General features: G+C 57.2%; 14 protein-coding genes. 13 read left to right on the top strand and 1 reads right to left on the bottom strand.

Annotated elements, in window-relative coordinates:
- Nucleotides 1-18 precede the first annotated feature (18 nt).
- The 13 genes from V8L73_RS04010 (at nt 19) to V8L73_RS03950 (ending at nt 14,849) form a co-directional block, all read left to right on the top strand.
- Nucleotides 19-1,563, top strand: a complete 1,545-nt coding sequence (locus V8L73_RS04010; protein WP_347254175.1) for an L-lactate permease — start codon at nt 19-21, stop codon at nt 1,561-1,563.
- Nucleotides 1,564-1,742: 179 nt separating this feature from the next.
- Entirely contained in the window at nt 1,743-2,462 is a 720-nt protein-coding gene (locus tag V8L73_RS04005) for a (Fe-S)-binding protein (protein WP_027274219.1), read from the top strand.
- A 13-nt stretch (nt 2,463-2,475) separates the two neighbouring features.
- On the top strand, nt 2,476-3,897 hold the full coding sequence (locus V8L73_RS04000; RefSeq protein WP_027274220.1) for a LutB/LldF family L-lactate oxidation iron-sulfur protein: 1,422 nt from the start codon (nt 2,476-2,478) through the stop codon (nt 3,895-3,897).
- 16 nt (nt 3,898-3,913) lie between these two features.
- Nucleotides 3,914-4,618 carry a LutC/YkgG family protein gene (locus V8L73_RS03995; RefSeq protein WP_422655610.1) on the top strand — a complete coding sequence of 235 codons (705 nt, stop codon included), beginning with the start codon at nt 3,914-3,916 and terminating at the stop codon, nt 4,616-4,618.
- Nucleotides 4,619-4,765: 147 nt separating this feature from the next.
- On the top strand, nt 4,766-5,536 hold the full coding sequence (locus V8L73_RS03990) for a class I SAM-dependent methyltransferase (RefSeq protein ID WP_027274222.1): 771 nt from the start codon (nt 4,766-4,768) through the stop codon (nt 5,534-5,536).
- 349 nt (nt 5,537-5,885) lie between these two features.
- Nucleotides 5,886-7,433: a gluconokinase gene (locus V8L73_RS03985; RefSeq protein WP_347254174.1), complete on the top strand. Its 1,548-nt coding sequence runs from the start codon at nt 5,886-5,888 to the stop codon at nt 7,431-7,433.
- A 16-nt stretch (nt 7,434-7,449) separates the two neighbouring features.
- Complete coding sequence (locus V8L73_RS03980; RefSeq protein WP_027274224.1) at nt 7,450-8,403, top strand: phosphoglycerate dehydrogenase; 954 nt, start codon at nt 7,450-7,452, stop codon at nt 8,401-8,403.
- A 110-nt stretch (nt 8,404-8,513) separates the two neighbouring features.
- Nucleotides 8,514-9,515, top strand: a complete 1,002-nt coding sequence (locus V8L73_RS03975) for a zinc-dependent alcohol dehydrogenase (RefSeq protein ID WP_261831357.1) — start codon at nt 8,514-8,516, stop codon at nt 9,513-9,515.
- An 82-nt stretch (nt 9,516-9,597) separates the two neighbouring features.
- Nucleotides 9,598-10,356 (top strand): glucose 1-dehydrogenase, encoded by a 759-nt coding sequence (locus V8L73_RS03970; protein ID WP_347254173.1) that lies wholly within the window; start codon nt 9,598-9,600, stop codon nt 10,354-10,356.
- Between the two features lie 144 nt (nt 10,357-10,500).
- A complete protein-coding gene (locus V8L73_RS03965; RefSeq protein ID WP_347254172.1) occupies nt 10,501-11,820 on the top strand; it encodes a gluconate:H+ symporter in 1,320 nt (439 codons plus the stop codon).
- An 88-nt stretch (nt 11,821-11,908) separates the two neighbouring features.
- Nucleotides 11,909-12,547: a bifunctional 4-hydroxy-2-oxoglutarate aldolase/2-dehydro-3-deoxy-phosphogluconate aldolase gene (locus V8L73_RS03960; RefSeq protein ID WP_261831359.1), complete on the top strand. Its 639-nt coding sequence runs from the start codon at nt 11,909-11,911 to the stop codon at nt 12,545-12,547.
- Nucleotides 12,548-12,761: 214 nt separating this feature from the next.
- Nucleotides 12,762-14,360: an ABC-F family ATPase gene (locus tag V8L73_RS03955; protein ID WP_027274229.1), complete on the top strand. Its 1,599-nt coding sequence runs from the start codon at nt 12,762-12,764 to the stop codon at nt 14,358-14,360.
- Between the two features lie 60 nt (nt 14,361-14,420).
- A complete protein-coding gene (locus V8L73_RS03950; protein WP_347254778.1) occupies nt 14,421-14,849 on the top strand; it encodes a hypothetical protein in 429 nt (142 codons plus the stop codon).
- 95 nt (nt 14,850-14,944) lie between these two features.
- On the opposite strand, the gene V8L73_RS03945 is transcribed toward V8L73_RS03950, so the two are convergent.
- Nucleotides 14,945-15,526 (bottom strand): histidine phosphatase family protein, encoded by a 582-nt coding sequence (locus V8L73_RS03945; RefSeq protein ID WP_347254171.1) that lies wholly within the window; start codon nt 15,524-15,526, stop codon nt 14,945-14,947.
- Nucleotides 15,527-15,775: the final 249 nt, after the last annotated feature.

The following is a 15,775-nucleotide window of genomic DNA, read 5'->3' as shown; positions in this document are numbered from 1 at the left end:
TACTATAAAGGTTGAAATATGTCCGAGTATCTTTCCTTTTTTCTGGGAATCATTCCACTCATCGCAATGATTGTGATGATATTAAAATTAAAAACCCCCATTCACTATGCGGTTCTCATTTCTCTTGCCATCACGCTCGCCATCGCCGGCATATTCTGGAGTACGCCGGTGCAAAGCCTATCCATGGCGACCCTTTACGGCGCATCCAAAGGGCTGTGGCCGATTGTCATTGTGATCCTGGCCGCCATTTACAGCTATAACCTGATGCTGAAAACCGGCAGCATGGAAGTCATTAAAAACGTGCTGGCCAACATCAGCGACGACAAGCGCATTCAGATCCTGCTTATCACCTGGTGCTTCGGCGGGTTTCTTGAGGCCGCCGCGGGCTACGGCACCGCCGTTGCTATCCCTATCGGCATTCTGGCGGCGCTGGGCTTCAACCCGCTAAAGGCCGCCGTCGCCTCGCTGGTCGCCAACTCCGTGCCGACGGCGTTCGGCGCAGTGGGCATTCCGGTGTCCATCCTGGCCGAGCAGACCGGCCTGCCGGTGCTTGAGCTGGGCAGCACCATCGTTATGCAGCTGGCGCTGTTCAACATCCTGCTGCCGTTCGTGATTGTCGCCATCGGCGGCGGCGGCATCCGCTCTATTAAAGGGGTGTTCTTCATCACCTTGATGTGCGGCGTCAGCACCCTTATTCCTCAGTACATCGTCGCCACCTATCTGGGCGCAGAGCTGCCCGCCTTCGCCGGTAGCCTGGTGAGCCTGCTGGTGACCGTTTTCCTCGCCAAGCGCCATAAAACGCCGAAGAGCGAGCAAACTCAAGGCGAGCAACGGGAAGCCGTCAAATACACCGGCGTTCAGCTGTTTCGCGCCAGCGCCATCTATCTGCTGATCTTTATCTTCATCCTGCTGTGCTCGCCGCTGTTCCCTGCGGTGAAAAACGCCGTTGGGCAGATTTCCAGCGTGTTCCCCTTTGCGCTCAGCGACACCAACGTGCTGAAGCTTAAGATTGAATGGTTAAGCACGCCGGGCGTATTGATCATTATCGCCACCTTTATCGGCGGCGCAATTCAGGGCGCCGGCATTGGCACCATGCTGTCGATTCTGCGCGCGACCGTGATTCAGCTTAAAAACTCGGTTATCGCTATCGCCGCCATCGTCGCGATGGCGACCGTGATGGACACCAGCGGCATGATTGGCGCCATCGCCAACACGCTGGTCAGCGTCACCGGCAACGGCTATCTGTTCATTGCTCCGGTTATCGGCGCGCTGGGCACCTTCGTCACCGGCAGCGACACCAACTCCAACATCCTGTTCGGCAAGCTGCAAACCAGCGCCGCTGCGCAGCTGAACGTCGATCCTGTGATGCTGGCCGCGGCCAACACCTCCGGTGCGACCGGCGGCAAGATGATCTCTCCACAGAGTATCGCCATCGCCGTTTCGGCCACCAAGATGGACGGTCAGGGCAGCGCTATTATGTCCGGCGCGCTCAAGTATTGCGCAATTTATATTATTATTCTTGGCATCAAGATTGGCGCGATATTTTATTTATTCCATTTGTAATACAAATCACATACAACACGTTAGACCAATGGTAGTATTTAGCGCCTGATAACTAGCCGGCCCCCTTCCGGGGCCGGTTCAGACCAACGAAAAGAACGCGGATAACCAGCCCTTTGTTTATTTTCTATTAAATACAATCGTTAATCGCTGATTATTCTTTGCCTGTGGAGCAATGCTTTATGAAAGTCAATTTCTACGTGACCTGTATAGGTGACACCATTAAGGCCAATATGGCCCGCGACAGCGTTTTGCTGCTCGAACAGCTGGGCTGTGAGGTCTTTTTCCCTGAACGCCAGGGCTGCTGCGGCCAACCGGCGCTCAACAGCGGCTACGTCAACGACGCCAAGCCGGCCATGAAGTCGCTTATCGCCGCGATGGAAATCAACGACTATCCGATCGTTTCACCGGCAGGCTCCTGCACCTACGCGATTAAAAGCTACCCGACCTATCTGGCCGACGAGCCGGAGTGGGCCGCCAGAGCGCAGGCGGTAGCGGACCGCATGCAGGACTTGACCAGCTTTATCGTCCACAAGCTGGGCGTGGTCAACGTCGGCGCTCGCCTGCAGGGCCGTGCGGTATATCACCCTTCCTGCAGCCTGTTTCGCAAGCTCGGCGTCAAAGACGAACCGATTACGCTTTTGAACAACGTTGAAGGCCTGGAGCTTCTGCCCATCGTCAATCAGGAAACCTGCTGCGGCTTCGGCGGCACCTTCTCCGTCAAGATGTCGGAAATCTCCGGCGAGATGGTAAAAGAAAAGGTTGAGCACATCATGGACGTTGAGCCCGACTTCGTTATCGGCGCCGACACCAGCTGCCTAATCAACATCAGCGGCCGCCTGACGCGAGAGAAGCGTCCGGTAAAAGTCATGCACATCGCTGAAGTATTAATGAGCCGCTAAGGGGACCGAGACAATGTCGATGAAAACCAGCAACGTCGAATTCAAGCCTCGCATCAAGGCAGAGATGGAAGACTCCATCATGCGTAACGCGGTCGCGATGGCTCAAGAGCGCATCGGCGCTAACCGTCAGATCATGGTGAACGAACTGGGCCACTGGGACGAATGGCGCGACCGCGCCGAGCAAATTCGCAACCACGTGCTCGAAAACCTGGACGCCTACCTGTATCAGCTGTCCGAGAAGGTTACCCAGAACGGCGGCCACGTTTACTTTGCCCGCACCAAAGAAGAAGCCACCGACTACATCCGCAACGTAGCGCGCGAAAAGCAGGCCAAAAAAGTGGTGAAGTCCAAGTCGATGGTGACCGAAGAAATCGGCCTCAACCACGTCCTGCAGGCCGAAGGCATCGAAGTGGTCGAAACCGACCTCGGCGAATACATCCTTCAGGTCGATAACGATCCGCCGTCGCACATCGTGGTGCCGGCCATTCACAAGGATCGCTATCAAATCCGCAAGGTGCTGAACGAAAAGCTGGGTTACGACGGCCCGGAAACGCCGGAAGCGATGACCCTGTTCATCCGCGAACGCATCCGCAAAGACTTCCTCGAAGCCGACATCGGCATCAGCGGCTGTAACTTCGCCGTCGCGGAAACCGGCAGCCTGTGTCTGGTCACCAACGAGGGCAACCTGCGCATGGCGACCACCCTGCCGAAGACCCACATCGCGGTGATGGGCATGGAGCGCATCGCGCCGACCTTCGAAGAAGTGGACGTGCTGATTACCCTGCTGTGCCGCAGCGCGGTGGGCACCCGCCTGACCAGCTACAACACCTGGCTGACCGGCCCACGGGAAGAAAACCACGTCGACGGCCCGGAAGAGTTCCATCTGGTGATTGTCGACAACGGCCGCTCCAAGATCTTAGGCTCTGAGTTCAAAGACGTGCTGCGCTGCATCCGCTGCGGCGCCTGCCTGAACACCTGCCCGGCCTATCGTCAAATCGGCGGCCACGGCTACGGCTCCATCTATCCTGGCCCTATCGGCGCGGTGATTTCCCCGCTGCTGGGCGGCTATGAAGACTTCCACGATCTGCCCTATGCCTGCTCGCTGTGCAACGCCTGTAACCAGGTTTGCCCGGTGAAAATCCCGCTGGCGCAGCTTATCGTCAAGCACCGCCGCGTGATGGCCGAAACCGGCCTGACGCCGAAGGGCGAACAGCGCTTCACGCGCCTGTTCAACTACGCCAACGCCCACCCCGCCCTGTGGAAGGTCGGCATGACGATGGGCGCCAAAATGGCGAACTGGATGATCAAGGACGGTAAAATACCGTTTAGCGTCAACGTCCTCAACGACTGGACTGAGGCTCGCGACCTGCCGGCGCCGGACGGCGAAGGCTTCCGCAGCTGGTTCAAACGTCATCAGGCCCAGAAGAACAGGTAACGGGGAATAAATAATCATGCTCATGAATGAACAAAACCGCTCATCGTTTCTTAGTGAAATCGCCCGCCAGCTTGGCCGCGACGTGCGCCGGGAACCTCTGGCAGACGCCGCGCCGGTCAACGACTACGCGCAAACCCGCCTGACGGACAAAAGTCAGGACGAACTGTGCCAGGCCTTTATGGAGTTCGCCAGCACGCAGAAGGTGAAGTGCGTACTGAGCCGCCCCGACGGGCTCATCGGCGACCTGGTAGCCCTGTGCGACGAGTACGGCGGCGCGCCGGTGGTCGTTAGCGGCGACGCGCGCTTAAAAGAGCTCGGCATTACCGACGCGCTCAAAGAGAGCTATCAGGCCTACGAGTGGGATCCGGCCAACGGCGCTGAGAATATTCACATGGCGGAAAAGGCTAAGATCGGCATCGTCTACGCCGAAGCAGGGCTGACCGAGTCCGGCGGCGTGGTGCTGTTCTCCGCGCCCGAGCGCGGCCGCTCCGTCAGCCTGCTGCCGGAAACCTCGGTTTTCGTGCTGCGCAAGAGCAGCATCCTGCCCCGCGTGGCGCAGATGGCCCAGCGGCTGCACAAAATGGCGCTGGCGGGCGAACGCATGCCCTCCTGCATCAATCTGATCGGCGGCCCCAGCTCCACCGCCGACATTGAGCTTATCAAGGTGTTCGGCGTTCACGGCCCGGTCCACGCGGCTTACGTGGTGCTGGAAGACTGCTGATTTTGCCAAGAAGATAACGGCGGCGCGTGGGGCAACCTGCGCGCCGTTTTTTCTTCCCGTAACAAAAAGTCCTACCTGACCCGTTCGATTTATCCCATACTGATTTTTCACGCCTTTATCACCACTCAACCCAATGGAGCTTTTCCCATGTCCGACAAACGCGATCATCACCGGCTGGTCGAACGCCAGTTCGGCGAACAGGCCGGCGCCTATTTGACCAGCGCCGTTCACGCTCAAGGAGCCGACTTACAGAAGCTTTCTCGCCTTATGCAGCAGGGGCAGTACGGACGCGTGCTCGACGTCGGCTGCGGCGCGGGCCACGCCAGCTTTGCCGCGGCGCCCTTCGCTCAGAGCGTCACCGCCTACGATCTCAGTCAGGACATGCTCAACGCAGTGCAAAAGGGCGCGGCGGACAGGGGCCTGTCAAACGTGCAAACCCAGAGCGGCATCGCCGAGTCGCTGCCGTTTGAGGCGGCAAGCTTTGACGCAGTCATCAGCCGCTACTCCGCCCACCACTGGCAGAACGTCGGGCTGGCGCTGTGCGACATTCACCGCGTGCTCAAACCCGGCGGCCGCGTGGTGTTCATGGACGTCGTCTCCCCCGGCCACCCGGTGCTGGACATCTACCTGCAAACCGTCGAAGCGCTGCGCGATCGCTCCCACGTCAGGGACTACGGCCTCGGCGAATGGAGCCGCTTTATCAACGACGCGGGCCTGGTGCTGGAAGAGATAACCACCGACCGCCTGACGCTGGAGTTCAAGAGCTGGACCGAGCGGATGAGAACGCCGCAGGTCTACGTCGAGGCCATCCGCGCCTACCAGCAGGAGGCCTCCGCCGACGTAAAGCGCCACTTCGCCATTGCCGACGACGGCACGTTTACTACCGACATCGCCATGTTCGTCGGGCGCAAGGCTTAGGCTTTTATCAAACGTCGCCCCGCCGCAGGCCTATGGCGGGGCGTTCATCCGCTATCCTCCTCCGTCTGAATCCTCTTCTGCTCTCCCTCGGCTTTGTCTCTCCACGAGCAATTACCAACATTGTCCCTACCAATTAACTCAAAAATTAACTTCTCCCGTTAACTTCTCTCAACTTAGTCAAACCCGCTGAAACCATAAATCCAGTTTTCAATCAATTGATATATAACGATATAATTTTACAAGATTCATTATGTGACTCAAAACACAGTTTTGGAATGTTTATTTGGTAGTATCAATTCAAATTTTTGGTAAGTCAATTTACGTTTATAACATAAAGAGTCCATACAATATGGGTAGAAATATTATTATAGGCATCGACATTGGCACTACCGGAGTGCGTTCAGTGGCCTACCAATCCGGACAGTCAACCGCTCACGCCATCGCGACCGAAGAATATCCGCTGTTCACCGATCAGACCGGGGTCGCCGAGCAGGACGCAAACTCCATCCTGCTGTCCACCGTCGCCGTGATTAAAAGAACCGTCGCCCAGCTTGGCGATGACGCCAAAAACGTTCGCGGGCTGGCCATCAGCTCGGTGCTTCACAGCTTTCTCGCTCTGGCGGAAGAGGGAACGCCGCTGACCAGGCTGATGACCTGGGGCGACTCCCGCAGCCAGATTTATCTGGACGAGGTTAAATCGCAGATCGACGTCGAGCGCCTCTACCACCGGACCGGCTGCCCCATTCACCCGATGTACTCTCTGCTGAAGATTTACTGGCTGAAGAAAACCCACCCCGACACGTTCGCCAGATCCGCCCGATTCGGCACCATCAAGGACTTCGTGTTCCACCACCTGACCGGCGTTCGCGTCGTTGACCGCTCTATTGCGAGCGGCAGCGGCTGCTACAACATTCAAACCCTGGAGTGGGACAAAGAGATCTTAGCGCTGCTCGGCATCGGCGAAGAGCGGATGGTGAAGGTGGTTTCCACCACCCACTATGAGAACCTGACGGACGCCGCCGCCGCCCGCCTCGGGCTGCCCCACCCGGTGCCGGTAGTGATCGGCGCGGGTGACGGCATGATGGCCAACATCGGCGTCGGCGCTATCCGCCCCGGCCAGATCAACATCACCATCGGCACCAGCGGCGCTATCCGCATGGCGTCCAAGGAGCCGCGCACCGACGCCAAGCGCCGCACCTGGTGCTATAACGTCACCGACGACCGCTGGATGCTGGGCGGCGCCATCAACAACGGCGGCGTCTCCTTCCGCTGGGCCAGAGACAAGTTCGCCGAAACCGAGCAGCGCGTGGCCGACAAGCTGGGGCTTAACCCCTACGCCCTGCTGACGTCCTACGCGGAAAAGGTGTCCGCCGGGTCGGACGGCCTTATCGTGCTGCCCTTTTTCACCGGCGAGCGCGCGCCCTACTGGAATGCCAACGCGCGCGGCACCATGCTCGGCCTGACGCTCAACCACGACAAGCGCCACATTATCCGCGCCACGCTGGAGGGCATCTGCTACCGCATGCGCAGCGTGCTGGAGTCGCTCGAGGAGCTAACCGGCAAGGTGGAAGAGATCCGCGTCAGCGGCAGCTTTACCCATTCGCCGGTCTGGCTACAAATCCTGGCCGACGTCATCGGGCGCGAAATCCACGTGCCGGACGTCGACGAAGGGGCCGCCTACGGCGCGGCCATCATGGGGCTTTACGCGCTGGGCGAGCTTTCGAGCATCGACAAGGCCAGCGATCTAATAGGCATCAGGAAAACCTATACGCCGAACGGAAGCCACAAGCACGCCTACGACCGGCTTTACGGCATCTACCTAAAGACCTACTGGAATCTGCAAGAACAATTTAAAGACATCGCCGACTTCCAGCGCGAGAAATACCATTCTATTTAAAGGAGCTTTTTCAACTATGGCCGTTGTACTGACTACTTCACGCGCGTTTTCTACCTGTCATCAGGCGCAGAAAATACTGACCGACGCCGGGCACGAGCTCAAGATGGTGACGCCGCAAAAACCGATGAAGGCCGCCGAGCTGGTGCCGATGGTAAAGGGCGTCAGCGCCATGCTGGCAGGGCTTGATGAGATCAACGCCGACGTTATCGCCGCGGCGTCGCCCACGCTAAAGATTATCGCCAGAAACGGCGTCGGCTATGACAAGGTCGACTTAAGCACGGCGAAAGAAAACAACGTCCGGGTCACCATTACCCCTGGCGCCAACAGCCTGTCGGTCTGCGAGCTGGCGTTCTCTTTTATTACCGGCCTGTCGAGACGCATTCACCTGATGGACAAAAGCGTCAGAGAAAAATCCTGGCAGCGCGTTTCCGGCATTGAGCTTTATGGCAAAACCATCGGCATCCTGGGCACTGGCGCTATCGGCCGCAGCCTGGCGGTGCGCTGCCGCTCCTTCGGCATGCGCGTTCTGGCCTACGACCTGTATCCGTCTACCGAGCTGATTGAAAACCACGGCGTGGAATACACGATGTCGCTGGACGACATTTACCGCGAGGCCGACTTTATTTCGCTACACCTGCCGGCAAATAAAGACACCTATCGCATGATTAACCGCGACAGCATCGCCAAAATGAAACAGGGCGCGTTTATTATTAATACCGCACGCGGCGAACTTATTCATGACGACGCGCTTTACGACGCATTAAAAAACGGCTATCTCGGCGGAGCCGGTCTGGACGCCTTTATCTCAGAGCCCTTTTTAGACGAGCGCTTTTTCAAGCTCGACAACGTCATCATGACACCCCACACCGGCGCGTTTACCAAAGAAGCCGCCGATAAAACGTTAATAATGGCGGCGGAAGAAATCGTTCGCGCGCTGTCGGGAAAAGAGAATTTATATCAGGTTAATTAAGTAAAAATACGTCGTCTTTTAAATAAATACGGGCTGCCAATTAATGCGCAGTCGGGCTTTCTACACCCTAAAGGCGGCACTAGCAGACTGAAAAATAACAAGGAGATCCTATGAAAGCCATTGTCTACCACGGCAGCAATAACGTATCGCTGGACAACGTCCCGGTGCCGGAAATAAAAGCGCACGAAGTATTAATCAAGGTTCACTACGCGGGCATCTGCGGCTCTGACCTGAATATCTACGTCGGCGCTCACCCCCGCGCCAAGGCGCCTTTGGTGCCCGGCCACGAGTTTTCCGGCGTGATTGAGGAAGGCAACGGCCACTTCCCCAAGGGCACGAAGGTCACCGTTCGCCCGCTGATCTCCTGCGGCCGCTGCTACGCCTGCGAAAGCGGCAACAGCCACGTTTGCGCCACCCTTAAGCTTTACGGCATCGATACCGACGGCGGCATGGCCGAGTACGTCAAGGTGCCCGCCGACGTGGTTCACGTCCTGCCCGACAACATGCCGATGACCATCGGCGCCTTCGTTGAGCCGCTGGCGGTGGGCGTTCACGCCGTCAGCCGCGCCAAGATGCAGGCGGGCGACAGCGTCGTGGTCTTTGGCGCGGGCACCATCGGTTTTTGCGTCGCCAGCGTCGCCGCCACCTGCGGCGCCAAGCAGGTGATCGTGGTCGAAACCAATCCGTTCCGCCTGGGCCTTGCCAAAGAGGCCGGCTTTATCGCCATCAACCCGGCGGAGACCGGCGTGGTGGACAAAGTGCTTGAGCTCACCGGCGGCACCGGCGCCGACGTGGTGTTCGACTGCGCCGCCCATCCGACCGTCGCTGCGGTGCTGACCAAGCTGGTCAGGGTTCAGGGCACCATCGAAATTGTCGGCTCCTACAAAAAGCCGGCGGAAGTGGCGCTGCTGGACATCGAGTTCAAAGAGCTGACCATCGTCGGCACCCGCGTCTACGTCAAGCGCGACTTTGAAACCGCCATCAAGCTGATCCAGGCGGGCTTCCCCTACGAGCGCTTAATCACCGTCTATCCGCCGGAAAAGGCCAAGGAAGGATTCGACATCTGCCTGAACGGCGGCAACGTCATCAAGGTGATGTACCAGTTCTGTTAATCAAGAGCGTTAACGATTGCCGTTAATAACAGGCGCTAACAACCAGCGTTAATAACAAAGAATCAAACAAGAGGACCTTTAGATGAAAAACAACGTTTTCGACCTGTCGGGGAAAAACGCCATCGTGACGGGCGGATCGCGCGGATTGGGAAAATCCTTTGCCGAAAGCCTGGCAAACGCCGGCGCTAACATTATTATTGTCGACGTCGATCGCAACGAGCAGACGGAAAAAGACATTATGGCCTACGGCGTTGGCTGTGAAACCTTTATTTTCAACCTGGCCGAATTCGATAAATACGACCAGCTGGTTAGCGCCATTCTGGGGAAATACAAAAAGATCGATATTCTGGTCAACAACGCCGGCATCCAGCGCCGCCATCCTTCCGCCGATTTCCCGAAGGCGGATTGGGATCTGGTGCTGGACATCAACCTGAACGCAGTCTTCTTTATGTGCCAGGCCTTCGGTCGCCACATGATCGAAAACGGCTACGGTAAAATCATCAACATCGCCTCGCTGCTCGCCTTCCAGGGCGGGTTCACTATTCCGGCCTATACGGCGGCCAAGTCGGCCGTGATGGGCTTCTCCAAGTCGCTGTCCAACGAATGGGCGTCCAAGGGCGTGAACGTTAACTGCATCGCGCCGGGCTATATCGCGACAGAAATGAACACCGCGCTGATGAACGACGAAGTCCGCAATCGTCAGATTATGGAGCGCATTCCGGCCGGCCGCTGGGGGGATCCGGAAGATCTCGGCGGCGCCGCGGTGTTCCTGGCCTCGAAGGCCTCCGACTATATCAGCGGCCACGCTATCGTCGTGGACGGCGGTTGGATGGGCCGCTAATCCATCTTTGTCCTACGTACTCTACCCGACAGGTTTCGGCCGCCGCCCGCCGGCGGCTCGAAAACCGCGGAAATAAAAAGAATGCAACGCATTAGCCAATATGCAGACATTCACTAATTAAAATATTACTCAGGGAGAAGGTTTATGCCCCTCTTATACGTTGCCTTAGGCGTCGCTCTACTACTGTTTTTAATGCTGCGGCTGAAGGTTCACTGCTTCGTCGCGCTGATTTTAGTCGCTCTGTTCGTCGGCCTGATTCAGGGCATGTCCGTTCTTGGCGTGTTGGACTCCATCAAGCACGGCGTAGGCGGTACGTTAAGCAATCTGGCGCTTATCATGGGCTTCGGCGCCATGCTGGGCAAGCTTCTGGGCGACAGCGGCGGCGCGCAGCGCATCGCCATGACGCTGGTCGATAAATTCGGCGAGAAGAACATTCAGATAGCGGTCGCGGCGACCGGCTTTATCGTCGGCTTTGCCCTGTTCTTTGAAGTCGGCATTATTCTGCTGATGCCGCTGGTGATCACGCTGGCCTTGAGGCTGCGGATTTCGCTGCTGTACGTCGGCATCCCGATGGCGGCCGCCATCTCCGTCACCCACTGCTTCCTGCCGCCCCACCCTGGCCCGACGGCGATCGCCAATATCTTTAACGCCGACATGGGCAGGACGCTGATTTACGGCGTGATCATCGCCGTTCCGGCCATTATCATCTCGGGCATTCTGTTTGCGCGCATGCCCTACATTCGCAGAATGAACCCGGAAATCCACATGGGCTTCGCCAACCGCGAGTTCAGCGAAGACGAAATGCCGGGCTTTGGCGTCAGCGTCTTTACCGCGCTGATACCGGTTATCCTGATGGCGCTGCGTGCCGTTCTGGAGATGTCGCTGGTCAAGGGCCACGCCGTGCTGCCCTACGCCGAGTTCTTCGGCGACCCGGTTATCGCCACGCTGATTGCCGCCATCGTCGCGCTTTACACCTTTGGCTACAAGCGCGGCAAGACCGTGGCCGAAATCACCTCCAGCATTGAGTCTTCCGCCAAGCTTATCGCCATGATGCTGCTGATTATCGGCGCGGGCGGCGCGTTCAAGCAGGTGCTTATCGACAGCGGCGTGAAGGACTACATCGCAAGCCAAATGCACGCATTCTCCTTCTCGCCGATCCTGCTGGCGTGGATCATCGCGGTGATCCTCCGTCTGGCGCTGGGCTCCGCGACGGTAACGGCGCTGACCACCGGCGGCATCGTCTACCCACTGATTCAGGCGACCGGCGTCAGCCCCGAACTGATGGTGCTGGCGGTGGGCTCCGGCAGCGTGTTCTTCTCGCACGTTAACGACCCCGGCTTCTGGATGATCAAGGAGTACTTCAACCTGACGGTGGTCGAAACGCTGAAGTCCTGGTCGGTGCTGGAAACCATTATCTCCGTGTGCGGCCTGATCGGCTGCCTGGCCATCAACGCGTTTCTTTAACGCGTCTTTAATACGGGCATCTCCGGGCCGCCGCTTCTGCGGCCCGGATAAAAACCGAATTATTCATTAGCATCAAAGAGGTGGAACTATGAAAAGCTGGAAAAAAACCGCAGAACAGATCCTGACGCTCGGCCCGGTCGTGCCGGTTATCGTTATTAACGACATCAAGGACGCCGTGCCGCTCGCCAAGGCGCTGGTGGCCGGCGGAGTTAAGACGCTGGAAGTCACGCTGCGCACCGCCTGCGCTATCGACGCCATCAGGAAAATCATGGCGGAAGTGCCTGAGGCCGTCGTGGGAGCAGGCACGGTAACGACCGTCGAGCAGTATAAAAAGGTGGCCGAACTGGGCGTGGAATTTATCATTACGCCGGGGCTGACGCCCGGGCTGCTAAAAGCGGCGGTTGAGGGTACGGTTCCGGTGATCCCCGGCGTCGCGACCATCGGCGAGCTGATGACCGGCGCCGAAGCCGGGCTTAAGTGCTTTAAGTTCTTCCCGGCGGAAATCAACGGCGGCGTGGCGGCGCTTAAAGCCTTTGCAGGCCCGATGCCGGACGCCAAGTTCTGCCCGACCGGCGGCATCAGCCTTAAAAACTATCGCGACTACCTGAGCCTTAAAAACGTGCTCTGCGTCGGCGGCTCCTGGTTCGTGCCGACGGACGTCATTGCCAAGGGCGACTTTGACGCCATCACCAAGATGGCTAAAGAGGCCGTTGAAGGCGCACGCTAATCTCCATCGCTAAATGAATCATAGCCCGAGAAGTTCAATAGCCTACGCGTTCGGCGCGGCGGGAAGCGAGAAAGCCCGCCGCGTTGACGTTTTATCCCCTTATCTTCCCCTCGCCTCACGCGGGCATCCCCCAACGCGGCAATACCTAAACTGCGCTAAACTGTGGCATAATATGCGCAACTTCACGTTTTTTTTAACCAAATGAGTATTCGCCTTGTTAATCAGTAATAACGTCACGATGCAGTTCGGCTCCAAGCCGCTGTTTGAAAACATTTCCGTCAAATTTGGCGGCGGCAACCGCTACGGCCTTATCGGCGCAAACGGCAGCGGCAAGTCCACCTTTATGAAGATCCTCGGCGGCGACCTTGCGCCTACCGCTGGCAACGTGTTCCTCGACCCGAACGAGCGCCTGGGCAAGCTGAAGCAGGACCAGTTCGCCTTTGAACAGTACAGCGTTCTCGACACGGTGATCATGGGCCACGAGGAGCTGTGGGCGGTGAAGGCCGAGCGCGACCGCATCTACGCGCTGCCGGACATGAGCGAAGAAGACGGCATGAAGGTGGCCGACCTTGAGGTTCAGTACGGCGAGATGGACGGCTACAGCGCCGAATCCCGCGCCGGTGAGCTGCTGTTGGGCGTCGGCATTCCCGTTGAGCAGCACTACGGCCCGATGAGCGAAGTCGCTCCCGGCTGGAAGCTGCGGGTGCTGCTGGCGCAGGCGCTGTTCGCCGATCCGGACATCCTGCTGCTCGACGAACCGACCAACAACCTGGATATCGACACCATCCGCTGGCTGGAGCAGACGCTAAACGATCGCAACAGCACCATGATCATCATCTCGCACGACCGCCACTTCCTGAACATGGTGTGTACCCACATGGCGGATCTGGACTACGGCGAGCTGCGCGTTTATCCGGGCAACTACGACGACTACATGACGGCATCGACCCAGGCCCGCGAGCGCCTGCTGGCGGACAACGCCAAGAAGAAGGCGCAGATAAGCGAGCTGCAGTCGTTCGTCAGCCGCTTTAGCGCCAACGCCTCCAAGTCGCGCCAGGCTACGTCCCGCGCCCGTCAGATAGAGAAAATCGAGCTGGCGGAGGTCAAGGCCTCCAGCCGCCAGAACCCGTTTATCCGCTTTGAGCAGGACAAGAAGCTGTTCCGTAACGCCTTGGAAGTGGAGAACCTGTCCAAGGGCTACGACGGCAATCCGCCGCTGTTTAAAAACCTGAACCTGATGCTGGAAGTCGGCGAAAAGGTCGCGGTGCTGGGCACCAACGGCGTGGGTAAAACCACGCTGCTGAAAACCCTGATGGGCGAGCTTGCGCCAGACACCGGTCGGCTTAAGTGGTCCGAAAACGCCAGCCTCGGCTACTACGCGCAGGACCACGCCACCGACTTTGAAATCGACATGACGGTGTTTGACTGGATGAGCCTGTGGATGCAGCCGAGCGACGACGAGCAGTCGGTGCGCAGCATCCTTGGCCGCCTGCTGTTCTCGCAGGACGACATCAAGAAGTCGGTGACCGTGCTCTCCGGCGGCGAAAAGGGCCGCATGCTGTTCGGCAAGCTGATGATGACCAAGCCCAACATTCTGGTGATGGACGAACCGACCAACCACCTGGACATGGAGTCCATCGAGTCGCTGAACATGGCGCTGGACCTGTATAAAGGCACGCTGATTTTCGTCTCCCACGACCGGGAGTTCGTGAGTTCGCTGGCGACCCGCATCATTGAAATCACGCCACAGAAGGTCATCGACTTTACCGGCAACTATGAAGACTACCTGCGCAGTCAGGGGATTAACGACTAGCCTGTAACCGAGCGGCCCCTTGATGGGGCCGTTTTTTTTGCTGAGAGGGAGATTGGCGTGATGGGAAATAAAACCCTTCTACTACTGAGCCTGCTGTTTTGCACATGGGCTGGCGGCGCGTTGGCCAATGAGCCTAAGGCGCTCACGGCCCAAGAGCTGTTAAAAGAATATAAAACCTATTCGCTGGCGCGCTGTATTACCGAGAACTATAAAAGCATGGGCGTAGACTTTGGCAAGCTGCCGTTAAAAGACGGTACGCAAGGGTTTATTGATATTGAGTTGGGATATGCTTTAACCGCTGAGCAAAACAACGCTTTGAATGCATTTATAAAGGATAAGACCGATGGGTTTTATAAGGCCAAGCAGAGTGAGGGGGATTTGGCTAGGGTGAATTTGGTGATTTATGACTGTGTGGGGTTTTCTCAGTCGGAGGAATTGGAAGGGGTTTTGGAAAAGTTAATTGCCGAAGCTGGGGCGATTAGTGGATAGATTTGTGCTTGTAGTCATTCGAGAGGTCAGAAACTGTCGTATCTAACATTTCAGACTGTAATAAGTAAGGGGGGTAATACAGTTATCCCCTTCCCTTACGGGAATTGGTAAGTGCCTGCATTCCAGTATCCTTTTCCAGGGCGGCAATGCTCTTTCCAGCCAAGCAACATTAGCTCCCTTGCGATAAGTCGATTCATAATACCGTGGCCCATCAGCAATACGGAACCGTTATATTCCCTGGCGAGATTGACAAGTATGCCAGCGGCCCGAGCAGCGCGCATTTTCGCCATTCCTAAAGATTCTACCTTACAGGGCATGCCGCAAAGCCACATAAGACGAAAAATACCGGCCCAGTAAAAGGGGGATAACCGTACTCCAGGTATAAGGTGTAGCGGCAGGTCCGCTTCTCGGAATACTTCATCAATGAGTGCCGGCTCGCAGCCCAGCGTCTTCAGGGATGAAAGCGCTCTGAGCAGAGGGCTGCTAATAACCACCTGCGCCTTACGCGCCAGTACGCGGCTTGACTCAGGCGGCATGTCACTCCCTGTATCAGAGAGATCATATTGTGTAGTCCAATCAACCATTTCACGGGAAGACACTTTCGGAGCACCAGTGAAGGAGGGTTTTCCGTGACGCATCAGAATAATTTCCATATTTATATTTTCCAGTTTGTCCATTCCTTGTTAATTTGATCCCTAAGCGTCAGAAACTAGATATATTAGGAATGCCAAGGCCTTCCATAATAATTCATATCGTATAGCATTACGTACTTTAACAGATAAATCATAAATAAGGCGGGGTTGGATTATCTGAATGGTTATGATTGTCCATAGTCGACGTTATCCTACCCAACGGAATAACGCTGTTCTAATATAACTGAGTGCAGAATCTAATCCCTAGAGCGGGTCATGTCGGCCTTTGATAAC

It is taken from the genome of Leminorella grimontii, assembly GCF_039789245.1.
In the GTDB taxonomy this organism is placed as follows: Bacteria; Pseudomonadota; Gammaproteobacteria; order Enterobacterales; family Enterobacteriaceae; genus Leminorella; species Leminorella grimontii.
Note: the sequence above shows the minus strand (reverse complement) of the source record. Positions and strands in the feature narration are given on the sequence as shown.

What these genes read in the sequence shown, in the direction of transcription:
- V8L73_RS03945 (WP_347254171.1), bottom strand. Translation starts at nt 15,526, where the DNA reads ATGGACAAACTGGAAAATATAAATATGGAAATTATTCTGATGCGTCAC.
- V8L73_RS03980 (WP_027274224.1), top strand. Translation starts at nt 7,450, where the DNA reads ATGGCCGTTGTACTGACTACTTCACGCGCGTTTTCTACCTGTCATCAG.
- V8L73_RS03970 (WP_347254173.1), top strand. Translation starts at nt 9,598, where the DNA reads ATGAAAAACAACGTTTTCGACCTGTCGGGGAAAAACGCCATCGTGACG.
- V8L73_RS03975 (WP_261831357.1), top strand. Translation starts at nt 8,514, where the DNA reads ATGAAAGCCATTGTCTACCACGGCAGCAATAACGTATCGCTGGACAAC.
- V8L73_RS03960 (WP_261831359.1), top strand. Translation starts at nt 11,909, where the DNA reads ATGAAAAGCTGGAAAAAAACCGCAGAACAGATCCTGACGCTCGGCCCG.
- V8L73_RS04005 (WP_027274219.1), top strand. Translation starts at nt 1,743, where the DNA reads ATGAAAGTCAATTTCTACGTGACCTGTATAGGTGACACCATTAAGGCC.
- V8L73_RS04000 (WP_027274220.1), top strand. Translation starts at nt 2,476, where the DNA reads ATGTCGATGAAAACCAGCAACGTCGAATTCAAGCCTCGCATCAAGGCA.
- V8L73_RS03995 (WP_422655610.1), top strand. Translation starts at nt 3,914, where the DNA reads ATGCTCATGAATGAACAAAACCGCTCATCGTTTCTTAGTGAAATCGCC.
- V8L73_RS03965 (WP_347254172.1), top strand. Translation starts at nt 10,501, where the DNA reads ATGCCCCTCTTATACGTTGCCTTAGGCGTCGCTCTACTACTGTTTTTA.
- V8L73_RS03985 (WP_347254174.1), top strand. Translation starts at nt 5,886, where the DNA reads ATGGGTAGAAATATTATTATAGGCATCGACATTGGCACTACCGGAGTG.
- V8L73_RS03990 (WP_027274222.1), top strand. Translation starts at nt 4,766, where the DNA reads ATGTCCGACAAACGCGATCATCACCGGCTGGTCGAACGCCAGTTCGGC.
- V8L73_RS04010 (WP_347254175.1), top strand. Translation starts at nt 19, where the DNA reads ATGTCCGAGTATCTTTCCTTTTTTCTGGGAATCATTCCACTCATCGCA.
- V8L73_RS03950 (WP_347254778.1), top strand. Translation starts at nt 14,421, where the DNA reads ATGGGAAATAAAACCCTTCTACTACTGAGCCTGCTGTTTTGCACATGG.